We start from the raw sequence: 16,133 nt of genomic DNA, 5'->3' as shown, positions 1-16,133 counted from the left end.
CTGTAGGGGATCGCGTGCTTTCAAACGCCGGGTTCCGGGTGTAACCGGCGACATGCCGTTCCGTCTTCGCGGAACAGATGACAGCGGTGTGGCGGCAAACCAATGGCGAATGTTGCACCTTCTTCTACCAGCACCACGTCATTCTGGCGGTACACCAGGTTCTGACGAATGGCCGGAATTTGGATATGAATCTGTGTTTCGTTACCCAACTGCTCAACCACCTGTACCTCACCGGACAACGTGACCTCAGCCACGTCACTGGGCAGCAGATGTTCAGGACGAATGCCCAGCGACAGATTGCTGCCGACGATCACCTCCGTGCCCTCTACAGGCAGCCAGACCTGCTGACGATTAGGCAGCTCAACCTGCACACGCGTGGGTTCCGCTCCGGTGACTTTGACCGGCAGGAAATTCATTTTGGGGGAGCCGATAAATCCGGCGACAAAGCGGTTAGCAGGGTAGTGATACAGCTCAAGGGGCTTACCGACCTGGGCGATATGTCCGGCGTCGAGCACCACGATCTTGTCGGCCAGCGTCATCGCTTCCACCTGATCGTGCGTCACGTAAATCATGGTGCGCCTGAGGCGCTTATGCAGACGGGAAATCTCGATACGCATCTGAACGCGCAGCGCGGCATCCAGATTAGACAGCGGTTCATCCAGCAGGAACACCGTCGGTTCCGCCACCAGCGTACGACCGATCGCCACGCGCTGCCGCTGCCCACCCGACAGGGCTTTTGGCCGGCGATCCAGCAAATGGGCCAGCTGGAGCACCTCAGAAACCTGGTTGACCCGTTGATTGATTTCGGCTTTTTTTGCCCCGGCCAGCTTCAGGCCGAAAGACATGTTCTCGGCCACCGACAGATGCGGGTAGAGCGCATAAGACTGAAAGACCATGCCGATGCCACGCTCTGAGGGCGGCACGTCGTTCATGCGTTTATCGCCGATCTTCAGCTCACCGGAGGTGATGTCCTCAAGGCCGGCAATCATGCGCAGAAGCGTTGACTTGCCGCAGCCGGAAGGCCCGACAAACACCACAAACTCGCCTTCTTTTATCTCCAGGTTGATATCACTGGAAATCACCGTCTTGCCAAACGCTTTGTACACGCTGTTAAGGGAAACGCTCGCCATCCTGAACTCCTGTACTTGACGCCTGCGAGAAAACTCGATGCAACGAAGAGTGAAGGAGTGGTGGGTAAACGTAATCACCCGTAACAAAGTTTTTCATGGCGGAGGCGCAGGGAGGACGGTCCCTTCATGGCAACGGCTGAAAGTTCACTGCCCCGCTCAAATTCGTGATCGGGGTAGCAAAAAATGAAGCCACAAACTGAGCCTTCCACCACATAACGTCTGAGAGTGTCGGTGGGATCACACTCTGAGGGCCGGGGGCGTAGAGGGGGGGATGATGAAGGCAGAGCAGGTTGAATCCACACTGGCGCCGTACCCTGTCATTCCTTCTGTGACACGAGCAATACCGACTCCTAACAGGATAAACAAGGATTGGATTATGACTCTCAGCATCAAGGTTCCTTTCGTTAAAAAAGTCGTTAAACAGACCCTGGCCCTCACCGCGCTCGCGACGCTGGTGCTCTCTTCCTCTGCGTTTGCCAAAATCGAAGAAGGCAGGCTGGTCATCTGGATCAACGGTGACAAGGGCTATAACGGCCTGGCGGAAGTCGGTAAGAAATTTGAAAAAGACACCGGCATTAAAGTCACCGTCGAGCACCCGGATAAGCTGGAAGAAAAATACCCACAGGTGGCCGCGACCGGTGGCGGCCCCGACATCATTTTCTGGGCGCACGATCGCTTCGGCGGTTACGCGCAGTCCGGCCTGCTGGCTGAGATCAGCCCGGACGCGGCCTTTAAAGATAAGATTTTCCCCTTCACCTGGGATGCCGTCACCTTCAACGGCAAGCTGATCGGCTACCCGGTCGCGGTGGAGGCGTTGTCGCTGATTTATAACAAAGACCTGATCAAAGAGGCACCGAAAACCTGGGAAGAGATCCCGGCACTGGACACCTCGCTGCGGGCGAAAGGCAAAAGCGCCATCATGTGGAACCTGCAGGAACCCTACTTCACCTGGCCTGTCATCGCGGCTGACGGCGGGTATGCCTATAAATATGAGAACGGCAAATACAACATCAAAGACACGGGCGTGAACAATGACGGCGCCAAAGCCGGTTTACAGTTCATTATCGACTTAGTGAAAAACAAACACATCAACGCCGACACCGACTACTCCATCGCCGAAGCCGCCTTTAATAAAGGCCAGACCGCCATGACCATCGACGGTCCGTGGGCGTGGTCGAATCTCGACAAGAGTAAAATCAACTATGGCGTGGCCCTCCTGCCCACCTTCCATGGCAAACCGTCTAAGCCGTTCGTCGGCGTGCTGACTGCCGGTATCAATGCAGCCAGCCCGAATAAAGAACTGGCGAAAGAGTTCCTGGAAAACTACCTGATCACCAACGAAGGTCTGAGCGCCGTCAATAAAGACAAACCGCTGGGCGCGGTCGCGCTGAAATCCTATCAGGAACAGTTAGAGAAAGATCCGCGCATCGCCGCCACCATGGCGAACTCGAAAAATGGCGAAATCATGCCAAATATCCCGCAGATGAGCGCGTTCTGGTATGCCGAGCGCAGCGCCATCATTAATGCGGTGAATGGCCGTCAGACCGTGGAGCAGGCGCTGAAGGACGTTGAAACACGCATTACCAAGTAATTAACGTTAACTGACTGATGCCGTTGAGGTCATGAAATAAACGGCAGAGAGCCAACCCGCTCACTGCCGTTACTACAAGGATAGCCCCTATGCCAGTAGCCCAAACCGGTCTGACCGCTGACAAAAAATGGCCGTTGCGTCAGGTGATAAAATGGCTGGCCATTGGCCTGCTCACCTGCTTAACCGGTTATCTGATCGTGCTGATGTATGCGCAGGGTGAATATCTCTTTGCCGTTCTGGCGCTGATCCTCTCCAGTGCCGGCCTGTACATTTACGGTAACCGCCGCGCGTATTCGTGGCGCTATGTCTATCCTGGCCTGGCCGGGATGGCGTTATTTGTGCTGTTCCCACTGGTCTGTACTATTGCGATTGCGTTTACTAACTACAGCAGCACTAACCAGCTGACCTTTGAACGTGCGCAGTCGGTGCTGATGGGCCGTGAATTCCAGGGCGGTAAAGCACTGAACTTTGCGCTTTATCCGGCAGGCGAACAGTGGCAGCTGGCCCTCACTTCCCCTGACAACGCTGAGGTCCTGGTTTCCCCGCCTTTCACCTTTAACGCGTCGGCCCCCCAAACGCTGACCATGACGCCGCAGGCTGCCCCCACCGGGGAGAAAGCCGGGCTGCGCGTGGTCACCCAGAACCGTCAGGCGCTCGGCCAGTTAAGCGCCAGATTGCCCGAGGGTGCCACGCTGCGCATGAGTTCACTGCGCCAGTTCTCCGGCACGCAGCCGCTGTATCAGTTGAACAAAGAGAACCAGCAGCTGACCGATGCCCAGTCCGGCGTGGTTTATCAGCCGAACCGCGAGACAGGGTTTTATCAGGCGGTGAACGCCCAGGGAGAATGGCAGGCAGAGAAACTCAGCCCCGGTTTTACCGTTGGCATCGGCTGGGGCAACTTCCTGCGCGTGCTGCACGATGACGGCATCCAGAAGCCGTTCCTCTCTATCTTCGTCTGGACGGTTATTTTTGCGCTGCTCACCGTGGTGCTGACCGTTGCCGTCGGTATGGTGCTGGCCTGTGTGGTGCAGTGGGAGGAGCTGAAAGGCAAAGCGGTGTACCGCATCCTGCTGATCCTGCCCTATGCCGTTCCGGCGTTTATCTCCATTCTGATTTTCAAAGGGCTGTTCAATCAGAGCTTCGGGGAAATCAACCTGATGCTGAACGCGCTGTTTGGCATTAAACCGGCGTGGTTCAGCGATCCCTGGACGGCGAAAAGCATGATCATCATCGTCAACACCTGGCTGGGGTATCCCTACATGATGATCCTGTGTATGGGCCTGCTGAAGGCGATCCCGGACGATCTCTACGAGGCCTCGGCGATGGACGGCGCAACGCCGATGCAGAACTTCTTCCGCATCACGCTGCCGCTGCTGATCAAACCCCTGACGCCGCTGATGATCGCCAGCTTTGCGTTTAACTTTAATAACTTCGTGCTGATCCAGCTGCTGACCAACGGCGGGCCGGATATGCTCGGCACCACCACCCCGGCCGGGCACACCGACCTGCTGGTGAGCTACACCTATCGCATCGCCTTTGAGGGCGGCGGCGGGCAGGACTTCGGGCTCGCGGCGGCGATTGCCACGCTGATCTTCCTGCTGGTGGGCGCGCTGGCTGTCGTCAACCTGAAAGCATCACGCATGAAATTCGACTAAGGAGTGATAACAATGCCAATGGTAAAACCGAGGTCGCAAAAAGTCAGGCTGCTGGTCACACATCTGTTACTGCTGAGCTTTCTGGCGCTGATCCTGTTCCCGCTGCTGATGGTATTTACCATCTCGCTGCGCCCGGGCAACTTCGCCACGGGCAGCCTGATCCCGGATCAGGTCTCCTGGGATCACTGGAAGCTGGCGCTGGGGATCACCGTGACGAACAGTGACGGCAGCCTGACGCCGCCGCCGTTCCCGGTGCTGCTGTGGTTATGGAACTCGATCAAGATCGCCGGGATCACCGCCGTAGGAATAGTGGCGCTTTCCACCACCTGCGCCTATGCTTTTGCCCGCATGAAGTTTCGTGGCAAAAGTTCGCTGCTGAAAGGCATGCTGATCTTCCAGATGTTCCCGGCGGTGCTGTCACTGGTGGCGCTCTACGCCCTGTTTGACCGCCTGGGCATTTACATCCCGTTCCTCGGGCTGAACACGCATGGCGGGGTGATCTTCGCCTATATGGGCGGCATCGCCCTGCACGTGTGGACGATCAAAGGCTATTTCGAAACCATCGACAGTTCGCTGGAGGAAGCCGCCGCGCTGGACGGTGCCTCGCCGTGGCAGGCGTTTCGCCTGGTGCTGCTGCCGCTGTCGGTGCCGATTCTGGCGGTGGTGTTTATTCTGTCGTTTATTGCCGCCATTACCGAAGTGCCGGTGGCCTCGCTGCTGTTGCGCGATGTGAACAGCTACACGCTGGCGGTGGGCATGCAGCAGTACCTTAACCCGCAGAACTATCTGTGGGGCGACTTCGCCGCTGCCGCTATTCTCTCAGCCATCCCGATTACGGCGGTGTTCCTGATTGCCCAGCGCTGGCTGGTGGGTGGCCTGACGGCGGGTGGGGTGAAGGGTTAGTTTATAGCGATGTTTTTGCGCGTTATCCCGGTAACGGGTGTAGTACTTTTTCCTGTGTCCTGGGCGGCTGAATAAGCCGCCCTTTTTTATGTCAGGTCAGCGAGGGGTTGCTGCTGTGAGTTCTGAACAGCCACGCTACAAGGGTCTCTCGCAAAGGCCGCCCACTGGGGGCTCCCCACCAATATTAATGGCTGACTGACTGGCTTCAGGTCTGAGGCCAGTCTGAGCACGCCGGATCGGCAACAACCGCCTCCCTGCGGGCCTCGGCACGCACCATCCCTGGTGCGTGACGTCCGGCTTACCTCAGACTGGCCCCATCCCCGCAGAACGATTGTTCGCTGTAAGTTTTAAAACAGCAATAACATGACGCTCTCTGCGAATTGGTTTGGATGTTGACCTGGGTTTTGACGTTGAGGCGGCATTCAGCAGCGCTGAGGAAGCGCAGCGGGAAAGCGAAACGCCCTTGACGTTGACCTGGACCATCGTGCAGACCTGCGTCACTGGTCGATCGGAACAGAAGACCGGCCACGGATAATGCCCGTGTAGTTTTATAGGAATACCTCAGTGGCCGCCCCCTGATTATGATGGTTTTTACCCAACAAAAAAGGGTTCCCCCACCAGCAGGAACCCTCTTTTTACTGCATTAACCTCAGCTTACCGACACCTTACGCCGCCGTTTATCCAGGTCTTTAATCAGCTTATTCACCTGGTCATCCGCGAACATCTCCTCCAGCGTATGGGAGAGCTTACGCCGCCAGTTAGGATACTCATCGCTGGTGCCCGGCACGTTCACCGGGGTGGACATATCCAGCCAGTCCTCTGGCTGCAAGCCCAGCAGCGCACTGGCGCTGTCGGCCACATAGCGTTGCAGGCCACGGTTAATCACCGGGGTCATCGCCATCAGCTCCGCATGGCTGCCGGTTTTCTTCGGAATGCAGTCGTAATGATGCAGCCCGTCGAGCAGCCCCTGACGCGCACGTGCCCGGTCAAGGTACAGCTCCTGCAACACGCTCTCGTCGCGATACAACCCGAGCGTTTTCCCCAGCGTCAGATCGTCTGCCTGCCAGTAGCCGCGCAGCGTTGGCAGATCGTGCGTGGTGATGGTGGCCATCGCCTGCACCGGATACGACTGCGGCGCACGGAAGTTGTTCTCTTCATCGCGCTCAAAATAGAGCACCTTGTAGGAGTAAACCCCGCCCTCGCGCAGCTTGCTGACGATCTCCACCGGCACCGTGCCCAGATCTTCGCCGATCACCATACAGCGATGCCGCTGACTCTCCAGCGCGAGGATCGCCAGCAGATCGTCCACCGGATAGTGCACATACGCGCCTTTATCCGCCGTCTCGCCCGCCGGGATCCACCACAGACGCAGCAGCGCCATCACATGATCAATGCGCAGCGCGCCGCAGTGGGTCATATTGGCCCGCAGCAGATCGATAAACGGCTGATAGCCCCGGTTAACCATCACATGCGGGTCCATCGGGCGCAGATCCCAGTTCTGGCCCAGCGGCCCAAGGATATCCGGCGGCGCACCCACCGACGCTTTCAGGCAGTACAGTTCGCCGTCGCTCCAGGTTTCAGCGCCTCCGCCCACCACGCCCACCGCCAGATCGCGATACAGCCCCATCGACATCTGCTGCTGCTGGCTGGTGTGATAGCACTGCGCGAACTGGGTTTCCGCCAGCCACTGGAGCCACAGATAAAACTCCACCTCCTGCGCGTGCTGCTCGCAGAACGCCCGCACCGCCGGGCCGCGGGCGTCATGATACTGTTCCGGCCAGTGGTTCCAGCCCGTGGCGATGCCGTTTTCCTGCACCAGATGTGCGTACAGCGCATCAAAAGCAGCCTGTAACCACAGGCTTTCGCCGCCCTGGCGGGTAAAGTTTGCCAGCGCTTTAACCTGCGTATCCTGCGGCTTACGCCCGAGGAAATGTGCGTACGCCAGGCGCAGGCCTTCCAGCTTCAGCGGCATCACGCCAGCGTAGTCCACCTCGTCGCTGGCACGTGCCGCCGTTAAGCGTTGCTGCGTGTCGGGCAACCGCCACCAGCGCTGTGCCGCCTCGCTCTGCCTGAAATCGTCCACCGCGCTGACGTCGATATAGACAACGTTCAGCCAGCGGCGCGACGACGGGCTGTAAGGGCTGGCCGCCGCCGGATTGGCCGGATAGAGCGCATGGATCGGGTTCAGCCCGACAAAAGCCCCGCCGCGTTCGGCAATCTTTTTCAGCAGCAGATTGAGGTCGCCAAAATCACCGATGCCCCAGTTACTGTCCGAACGCAGCGTATAAAGCTGCACGCAGGCGCCCCACAGCTTTTTTCCGGCCAGCAAGGCATCCGGTTCATAGCAGCGCTTCGGGGCAACAATCACCCGGCAATCCCACGTCTGCGCGTCCTGCGTCAGGGTCAGCTGGTGGTAACCCGGCGGGATTTTCCCCGCCAGCGCCAGCGTCATTTTGCCGCTAATCCGGCCGCGCTGGGTGGCCCCACTCTCCAGTTGCAACGTCCAGAGGTATTCACCGTCGCCCTCGACGGGCAGCGCCAGACGCTGGCCCGCGACGAAAACTTTTACTCCCGGCACGGGCGTGGAGGCCTGGCGGCGCTCCCCCGTCCAGCCCATCGCGGTTAACAGCTCGCGTTTGGTTTCCGCGGCAATCGCCTGCTGCTGCCCGTGCGCATTAATAAAGCCGGAGGAGATCCCCGCCTCCCTGGCCGCCTGCTCCAGTGTGTTGTGCTCCATGGGGGCTCCTTAGCGTTTCGCCTGCCAGATACGCTGCTGATAATCGCGGATCGAGCGGTCTGAACTGAACATCCCGACGCGGGCGGTATTGAGGATGGTTTTACGCGTCCACTCATCGCTGTTGCGATACAGGGCATCCACCTTCTGCTGCGCGGCGCAGTAATCCGCGAAATCAGCCAGCACCAGATACGGATCCCCGCCTCCCAGCAGGCTGTCGAGCATCAGGCTGAACGCCTGCTTATCGCCATTGCTGAAGAAGCCGTTTTCCAGCTCTTTCAGGATGCTGTCCAGGTGCTTGTCTTTCTTGCGGATGCTCAGCGGATCGTAGCCACTGGCCTGCAACGCTTTCACCTGATCGACGGTGTTGCCGAAGATAAAGATATTGTCTTCGCCCACCTGTTCGGCGATCTCGACGTTGGCCCCGTCGAGCGTGCCGACGGTCAGCGCACCATTCAGTGCCAGCTTCATGTTGCCGGTGCCGGAGGCCTCTTTACCTGCAGTTGAGATCTGCTCGGAGACGTCCGCCGCCGGGATCATCAGCTCCGCCACCGAGACACGGTAATCCGGGATAAACACCACTTTCAGACGATCGCCCACCAGCGGATCGTGATTGATCTTCTCTGCCACCTGGTTGATGGCGTAAATAATGTTTTTCGCCAGGTAATAGCCCGGCGCGGCTTTGGCACCAAACAGGAACACGCGCGGTGCCATATCCCTTTGCGGGTTATCGCGCAGCTGGCGGTAGAGTGACAAAATGTGCAGCAGATTGAGGTGCTGACGTTTGTACTCGTGCAGACGTTTGATCTGCACGTCGAAAATCGCTTCCGGGTTAAGCACAATTCCGGTGACCTGCTTCACGTAAGCGGCCAGTGTGATTTTGTTATCACGCTTAATCTGCTGATAGCGCTGGCAGAACGCCGCATCATCGGCGAAAGGCTCCAGCCCTTGCAGCGCATCGAGGTTATTCACCCATTCGGTTTTCAGCGTGTCATCGATCAGCGCAGAGAGCGCCGGGTTGCACTGCTTTAACCAGCGGCGCGGGGTGATGCCGTTGGTGACGTTGTGGAATTTGTTTGGCCACAGCTGGTGGTACTCCGGGAACAGATCTTTCACCACCAGCTCAGAGTGCAGCGCCGCCACGCCGTTCACCGCAAAGCCGCTGACCACGCACAGATTGGCCATGCGCACCTGACGGTTCTGGTGCACCGAGAGTTTTTCCCACACTGCTTTGTCGCCCGGCCACTGTTTTTCCACCACTTTCTTAAAGCGGGCATTAATGGCTTTGATCAGCGAGAAGTGGCGCGGCAGCAGGCTGCGTACCAGCTTCTCATCCCAGCACTCCAGCGCTTCCGGCATCAGGGTATGGTTGGTGTAGGCGAAGGTCTTCTGGACGATCGCCCAGGCCGCGTCCCACTCCAGCTGGTGCTCGTCGAGCAGGATACGCAGCAGCTCCGGGATGGCGATAGTCGGGTGGGTGTCGTTCAGCTGGATCACCTCATAGTCGGGCAGATCCTGAATGGCGCGCCCGAGGAAGTGATGACGGCGCAGAATGTCGGCGACCGAACAGGCACACTGGAAATACTGCTGCATCAGGCGCAGGCGTTTTCCGGCATCGTGGTTGTCATTCGGATACAGCACTTTCGTCAGCTTCGCGGCATCGATACCTTTCTGCTCTGCCTTCAGGAACGCGCCGTCGTTAAACAGCGTCAGATCGAACGGATGCACGTCGGTGGCCTGCCACAGACGCAGCGGCTGGGTGACGCCATTTTGATACCCCACCACCGGCAGATCCCAGGCTTCACCGCGCAGCGTAAACGCGGGCTGCCACTGCTCTGCGCCCTGCGCGTTCTTCACCAGTTTGCCGCCGAAGGCGACATCGACTGACAGCGCGCTGTTGTGGCTGAACCATGGATAGCTTTCGCGATGCCAGTTGTCCGGTGCTTCCTGCTGCTGGCCCTCTTTAAAGGACTGGCGGAACAGGCCGTACTGATAATTCAGGCCATAGCCCGTAGCGGGCTGCCCGACGGTGGCCATTGAATCAAGGAAACAGGCCGCCAGACGCCCCAGCCCGCCGTTGCCTAGCGCCGGATCGGTTTCCTGCTCCAGCACATCGGCCAGCTCAACGCCCTGCTCTTTCAGCGCCTGGCTGACCGTGTCATACCAGCCCAGGTTGATCAGGTTGTTGGCGGTCAGACGGCCAATCAGAAATTCCATCGAAATGTAGTTCACATGGCGCTGCGGCTGCCGGGTCGCTGCGGGTGCAGGCTGTGCGTTCAGTTGTTCTGATAACGCCGCGCTGGTCGCCTGCCACCACTGGTGGGGCGTCATATCCTGCGCCTGCTGCAAACCGAACCCCTGCCACTGGCGTTTTAGCGCAGCGATAAACTGTGTTTTATCTAACGTCACCTGCATCACATGCCTCTTTATTCGGGAATCTGTAGGAAAGTAGAGTGTTAGAGCCTATCCCAGTAGGCGTCATTGTCGCGGCCAGTTTGGACACGGACAGCGCGGAAAAACCGGAGCGTACACGCAGTACGTGAGGATTTTGAGCACTGCCCAGGGCCTAAATGGCAAGTAAAATAGCCTAATGGGATAAGCTCTTATATCCCTATGCTGAAGCCTTCTACGACGTGCAACATCCTCCCGCCAGCGATTAGACGGGGAGGAGCACCGGGGCGTAGCCGGAGGGGATGCAGGGTCAGGGGGAGTGGTGCAAAATTTGTCTTTAGAAGTGTGATGCAGAGCAAGTTAACAGCATGTAAATACGTAACATTGTTGCATTCGATGTTTCAAAGGAGGACTTTAGAAAAAGTGATTAATTACACGCTGCGAAATAATTATTACGCCCTCTGACTACCGTCAAAAGAATCGAAAAAAAATGCTGATCCCATCAAAATTGAGCCGCCCGGTGCGGCAGCAAAATACCGTGGTGCGCGACCGACTGCTGAACCGGCTGTCGGCAGCGCCGCATTATCGTCTGACCCTGGTCGGCAGCCCGGCGGGGTATGGCAAAACCACGCTGGTCGCGCACTGGGCGGCGGGTAAGAGCGATCTGGGCTGGTATTCTCTTGATGAAAGCGACAACCTGCCGGAGCGTTTTGCCAGCTATCTGATTGCCGCCATCCAGCAGGCCTGCGGCGGCCATTGCGGCAAAAGTGAGGCGCTGAGCCTGAAGCATCAGTACGCCAGTCTGCCGGCGCTGTTCGCCCAGCTGTTCGTCGAGCTCTCCGACTGGCATCGCCCGCTGTTGCTGGTGATCGATGATTATCATCTGATCACCAACGATGCGATCCATGAAGGGATGCGTTTCTTTTTACGTCATCAGCCGGAGAACCTCTCGCTGGTGGTGCTTTCGCGCACCCTGCCGCCGCTGGGGATCGCCAACCTGCGCGTGCGTGAACAGCTGCTTGAACTGAATGCCACCCATCTGGCCTTTACGCATCCTGAAACGCAGCAATTTTTCGATAACCGCCTTAACGATCCCATCGACCAGGCCGACAGCAGCCGTCTGTGTGATGACGTCGCAGGCTGGGCCACCGCCTTACAGCTGATTGCCCTCTCGGCGCGCCAGTCCAGCACGCCTTCGCGGCAATCGACTCAGCAGTCTGCGCGTAAGCTGGCTGGGCTGAACGCCAGCCACCTTTCCGATTATCTGGTGGATGAGGTGCTGGACCGCGTCGATGCCCCGACCCGTGATTTCCTGCTGCGCTGCTCGTTGCTGCGCTCGATGAACGATGCCCTGATTGTGCGCCTGACCGGGGGGGATAATGGCCAGCAGCGTCTGGAAGAGTTAGAGCGTCAGGGCCTGTTTATTCACCGCATGGATGACAGCGGCGAGTGGTTCAGCTTCCATCCCCTGTTCGCCACCTTCCTGCGTCAGCGCTGCCAGTGGGAACTGGCGAGTGAGCTGCCCGCCATTCACCGTGCGGCCGCCGAAGGCTGGCTGGCGCAGGGGTTCCCGGCGGAGGCAATCCACCACGCGCTGGGTGCCGATGACATCGATATGCTGCGCGATATTATGCTGCAACACGCCTGGTCGCTGTTTAATCAGAGCGAGCTGGCGCTGCTGGAAGAGTGCCTGGCCGCCCTGCCTTATGACCGTCTGATCCAGAGCCCCAGGCTGGTGCTGTTGCAGGCCTGGCTGGCGCAGAGCCAGCACCGCTACGCCGAGGTGGACACGCTGCTGGCGCAGGCGGAAAGCGAGATGCAGAAGCGCGATATCGTGATGGATCAGGACCTGAACGCGGAGTTCAATGCGCTGCGTGCGCAGGTCGCCATCAATGACGGACGCCAGGATGAGGCGGAACAGCTGGCCGCCGAGGCGCTGCGTTTTCTGCCGTATGAAAGCTTCTACAGCCGGATTGTTGCCACCTCCGTCACCGGGGAGATCCAGCACTGCAAAGGCGACCTGGCCCGCGCCCTGCCGCTGATGCAGCAGACGGAACAGATTGCCCGCCGTCACGAAGCCTATCACTACGCGCTGTGGGCGCTGATACAGCAGAGCGAGATCCTTATCGCTCAGGGCTTTTTGCAGGCCGCGTTTGAGATGCAGGATCGCGCGTTCGAACTGGTGCGCGAACAGCATCTTGAACAGCTGCCGATGCACGAGTTTTTACTGCGTCTGCGATCGCAACTGTTATGGTCGTGGTCCCGCCTGGACGATGCCGAAGACGCCGCACGTCAGGGGCTGGAGATACTGACCAACTTCCATCCCCAGCAGCAGTTGCAGTGCCTGGCCATGCTGGCGAAATGCTCGCTGGCGCGCGGTCAGCTGGATAATGCCCATCATCATTTGCAACGCTGCGAGGCGCTGCTAAAAACCGGCCAGTATCATATCGACTGGCTGACCAACACCGATAAGCCGCGTGTCACTTACTGGCAGATGGTGGGCGATAAGGCCGCCGCACGCCAGTGGCTGCAACAGGCGCGTAAACCCGATATGGCTGACAACCACTTCCAGCAGGGCCAGTGGCGCAATATTGCCCGCGTGCAGATCCTGCTGGAGAAGTTTGATGAAGCCGAAGTGGTGCTGGATGAGCTGAATCAGAATGCGCGCCAGCTGCGCCTGACCAGCGACCTGAACCGCAATCTGCTGCTGAGCAACCTGCTTTACTGGCACACCGGCCGTAAAGGGGAAGCGCAGCATGCCCTGATTGAAGCGCTGGGGCTGGCAAACCGCACCGGGTTTATCAGCCACTTTGTGATTGAAGGGGAGATGATGGCGCAGCAGCTGCGTCAGCTGATCCAGCTTAACCTGCTGCCCGACCTGGAGCAGCGCCGTGCGCAGCTGATTTTACGCGAGATTAACCAGCATCATCGCCATAAGTTTGCGCATTTCGACGAAGGTTTTGTCAATAAACTGCTGACGCATCCGCAGGTGCCAGAGCTGATCCGCACCAGCCCGCTCACCCAGCGTGAATGGCAGGTGCTGGGGTTGATTTACTCCGGCTACAGCAACGACCAGATTGCCGGGGAGCTGGACGTGGCCTCCACCACCATCAAAACCCATATCCGTAATCTGTATCAGAAGCTGGGCGTGGCGCACCGTCAGGAAGCCGTGCAGCAGGCACAGCATCTGTTGCAGGTGATGGGGTACGGGGCGTAAGGGCCCCGGAAATGCTTTTACTGGCTGCCTGTTCAGCGACCGGTCTGGTACTGGCTACCTGTTCAGCAACCGGTCTGGTACTGGCTGCCTGTTCAGCGACCGGTCTGGGGCCAGTTTGAGCACGCCGGATCGGCAAAAGACGCATCCCTGCGGGCCTCGGCACGCGACGTCCTGTCGCGTGACGTCCGGCTTACCTCAAACTGGCCCCCTCCCCGCAAGAGAGCGCTCGCTGTAAATTTTAAAACCCCGACTGCATTGCGATCTTTCGTAGGGGGCGATCATCTTTTCCGATCGCCCCGTAACTCCGGATTGGCGTCCTACTCAACATCACGGGCAGACCGGAAAAAAGGGTCTCCCCCTTCGCATCCTGAGTTGTTTTCGGTTTGGGTTTTGACCTGGGTTTTGACGTTGAGGCGGCATTCAGCAGCGCTGAGGAAGCACAGTGAACCAGGACGAACCGCCAGGACGGCGGTGAGAGGGAGAGCCGGCACAGGGATGTGCCGTCACGACCGCTCCGTCGGTGAACGACGCTTGCGAAGGCACCCGCTGAAAGCGGGCGATGCGCCTGCCGCAAAGCCCGGGTCCCCAGGGTGGGGGCGACTGCCCACCCTGGGTCGCTCAGCCCGCGCAGCGGGAAAGCGAAACGCCCTTGACGTTAACCCTGGCCTTGACCTGGACCTGGGCCATCGTGCAAACCATCACCAGGGGTGAAGCCTGGCATGGCTGGACCCGATATCACCTTGAGTTAAAGGCATATAACTCGATGGTCGGTATCACATCCACCCCATCAGAGGTATAAAATACGGAATTAGTGAAATCATAAATTCTTCCTGTAATCCTGACCGTCACCCGATTGCCCACTTTTGTGACGCTGGCCCCATCACTGTCCGAAGTGAGAAAAGGTGCCGTATTTCCTAATACCTTTAATACCTCCTTTTGTATTTCACCCGCCAGATAGTAGCGGTAAACCTCAGATACCGTTGCCCCGCCGCCCTGATATTTCGTCACGTATAGCCAGGTATCGTCATTAAGCTGCCGGGATTGATACAGCGCATCATCATAAGGTGGCCCTACGTAATAACGGTAAGCCACGTTACCGACAACCAGCACCAGTAAAACTGCCGTTAGCAGTCGGTGTATCCATTTAATAACCGTGCTGCCTGGCATAGTCGATTCCATGCTTAACCCCTTCCCTGCGTTTTTCTCGCGTCCCATTACCGTGCGGCATCACGTATTTTGCTGACAGATTTTACTTCCTCAACCAGCGCCTCCATCGTCCACAAACAGTCCGCACCCTGCGGCCCGACATCCAGCAGCGCCAGCCGGGTCTGCTCATAGACAGATTGATTCTCGACGGCATCACCGGCCTTATTCAGCGGTGGAAGGCAGCTAGTCCCCGTGCCCTGCTGAAAAGGATAGGCGTGCTGGTGTTGATCCAGAATAGCCAGTACAGCCAGCGTTTCTTTCGCATTCGGTAACAGTGCGTTGTAAAGCGCTTTCCCCAGCTGAATCGCGTGTTGCCTGTCCATTACCGGAGCGAGTTCGGGTGCCAGCGCGATCCATTCACCTTTACCCGCAGAGATATTGTTTAGTGTTTCACGCCAGTCACCGTCGGAGGTTTTCCGGGCGAACGCATGCTTGTCATCTTTTTGAATACCGTGCTGTATCTCTGCGGGGGTTATTGCGCCGCAGGAGAATGCGGAGAGGATGAGGATAAATAGCCAGCATTTCAATGATGAAGCTCCGGTACGTTATTTATCATGGTGTCATTCCGTTTCTGCATGAATCTTTAAATTCGAATAGCCATCTAATCCACCATCCGGAATGGGCCAGCGTTGCCGACCGTGTTGATAAGCTGGGTCAGGCAGCGTTTAGCCTGCGGTGTGTCATTCTTGTAAAGTGCCTGAATAGCCTTTACGACGTATTCATTTTGTTCTGGAATCGTTTCGTTATAGAGCAGCATCGAACAGACATTGCGGATGCTGACAGGAAGTATTTTCTCATCAAGAACATTCATCACGTCTGCGACATTTTTAGGAAGAGCAATCGCCAGTGCGGTGGCAAGATCTTCAGCGAATCCTGCATCGGTGTAGCGGGCAATCAGCGGAACAATCTGTAGCCATTCAGGCTCCCCAGTGGAAAGACCTTTTACGATTGCTTCCCATTGGCTGGTTGATGTTGCCCTGGCATTTTCTTTCGCTAAATCATGGAGGTATTTTTTTGCACCATTATGTTGGATATGTTTCATCACAATGTTTGGCGTCACTCCATTTATTGCTGCGAAGGCACTGCATGACAATAGCATTCCAGCCAACAACACTGTATTTCTCATCTGCCCACCCATGTAACATTACCCGGATACAGGAAAGCATCCCTGACATGTCCGTTATCTGGACTCACATAAATAACAAGGCAGATAATATCATCTCATCATCAATATTCGCCCCATCAATACGACAGAAAATAAAATTTAAAGATATTACTAAATTCAAAACCACGATATTATTAAGCG

General features: G+C 57.6%; 10 protein-coding genes. 4 read left to right on the top strand and 6 right to left on the bottom strand.

All coding sequences use genetic code 11. The features are described 5' to 3' along the window. Positions 1-20: 20 nt before the first annotated feature. Positions 21-1,130: a maltose/maltodextrin ABC transporter ATP-binding protein MalK gene (malK, locus tag LJN55_RS03015; RefSeq protein WP_133843925.1), complete on the bottom strand. Its 1,110-nt coding sequence runs from the start codon at positions 1,128-1,130 to the stop codon at positions 21-23. 376 nt (positions 1,131-1,506) lie between these two features. Here malK and malE point away from each other — a divergent pair, with 376 nt between their 5' ends. From malE to malG, 3 genes are all read left to right on the top strand, one after another. Continuing rightward, entirely contained in the window at positions 1,507-2,721 is a 1,215-nt protein-coding gene (gene malE / locus LJN55_RS03010; protein ID WP_159337342.1) for a maltose/maltodextrin ABC transporter substrate-binding protein MalE, read from the top strand. Positions 2,722-2,810: 89 nt separating this feature from the next. Beyond that, positions 2,811-4,376, top strand: coding sequence for a maltose ABC transporter permease MalF (gene malF / locus LJN55_RS03005; RefSeq protein ID WP_159337341.1), 1,566 nt, complete (start codon positions 2,811-2,813; stop codon positions 4,374-4,376). Positions 4,377-4,388: 12 nt separating this feature from the next. Beyond that, entirely contained in the window at positions 4,389-5,279 is an 891-nt protein-coding gene (malG, locus tag LJN55_RS03000) for a maltose ABC transporter permease MalG (RefSeq protein WP_159337340.1), read from the top strand. A gap of 649 nt (positions 5,280-5,928) precedes the next feature. On the opposite strand, the gene malQ is transcribed toward malG, so the two are convergent. Both malQ and malP read right to left on the bottom strand, forming a co-directional pair. Then, positions 5,929-8,016: a 4-alpha-glucanotransferase gene (gene malQ / locus LJN55_RS02995; protein WP_227535646.1), complete on the bottom strand. Its 2,088-nt coding sequence runs from the start codon at positions 8,014-8,016 to the stop codon at positions 5,929-5,931. Between the two features lie 9 nt (positions 8,017-8,025). Beyond that, on the bottom strand, positions 8,026-10,428 hold the full coding sequence (malP, locus tag LJN55_RS02990) for a maltodextrin phosphorylase (RefSeq protein ID WP_133843935.1): 2,403 nt from the start codon (positions 10,426-10,428) through the stop codon (positions 8,026-8,028). A 466-nt stretch (positions 10,429-10,894) separates the two neighbouring features. Between malP and malT the strand changes: the two genes are divergently transcribed. Next, positions 10,895-13,621: an HTH-type transcriptional regulator MalT gene (malT, locus tag LJN55_RS02985; RefSeq protein ID WP_133843937.1), complete on the top strand. Its 2,727-nt coding sequence runs from the start codon at positions 10,895-10,897 to the stop codon at positions 13,619-13,621. 735 nt (positions 13,622-14,356) lie between these two features. Here malT and LJN55_RS02980 read toward each other — a convergent pair. From LJN55_RS02980 to LJN55_RS02970, 3 genes are all read right to left on the bottom strand, one after another. Further along, on the bottom strand, positions 14,357-14,800 hold the full coding sequence (locus LJN55_RS02980; RefSeq protein WP_227535644.1) for a hypothetical protein: 444 nt from the start codon (positions 14,798-14,800) through the stop codon (positions 14,357-14,359). A gap of 35 nt (positions 14,801-14,835) precedes the next feature. Next, positions 14,836-15,354 (bottom strand): hypothetical protein, encoded by a 519-nt coding sequence (locus LJN55_RS02975; RefSeq protein WP_227535643.1) that lies wholly within the window; start codon positions 15,352-15,354, stop codon positions 14,836-14,838. 74 nt (positions 15,355-15,428) lie between these two features. Further along, complete coding sequence (locus LJN55_RS02970) at positions 15,429-15,953, bottom strand: hypothetical protein (protein ID WP_227535642.1); 525 nt, start codon at positions 15,951-15,953, stop codon at positions 15,429-15,431. Between the last annotated feature and the right edge of the window lie 180 nt (positions 15,954-16,133).

Origin of the sequence: Erwinia rhapontici, from assembly GCF_020683125.1 — a bacterium.
Taxonomy (GTDB): domain Bacteria; phylum Pseudomonadota; class Gammaproteobacteria; order Enterobacterales; family Enterobacteriaceae; genus Erwinia; species Erwinia rhapontici.
This window is presented reverse-complemented; position numbering and strand designations above follow the sequence as displayed.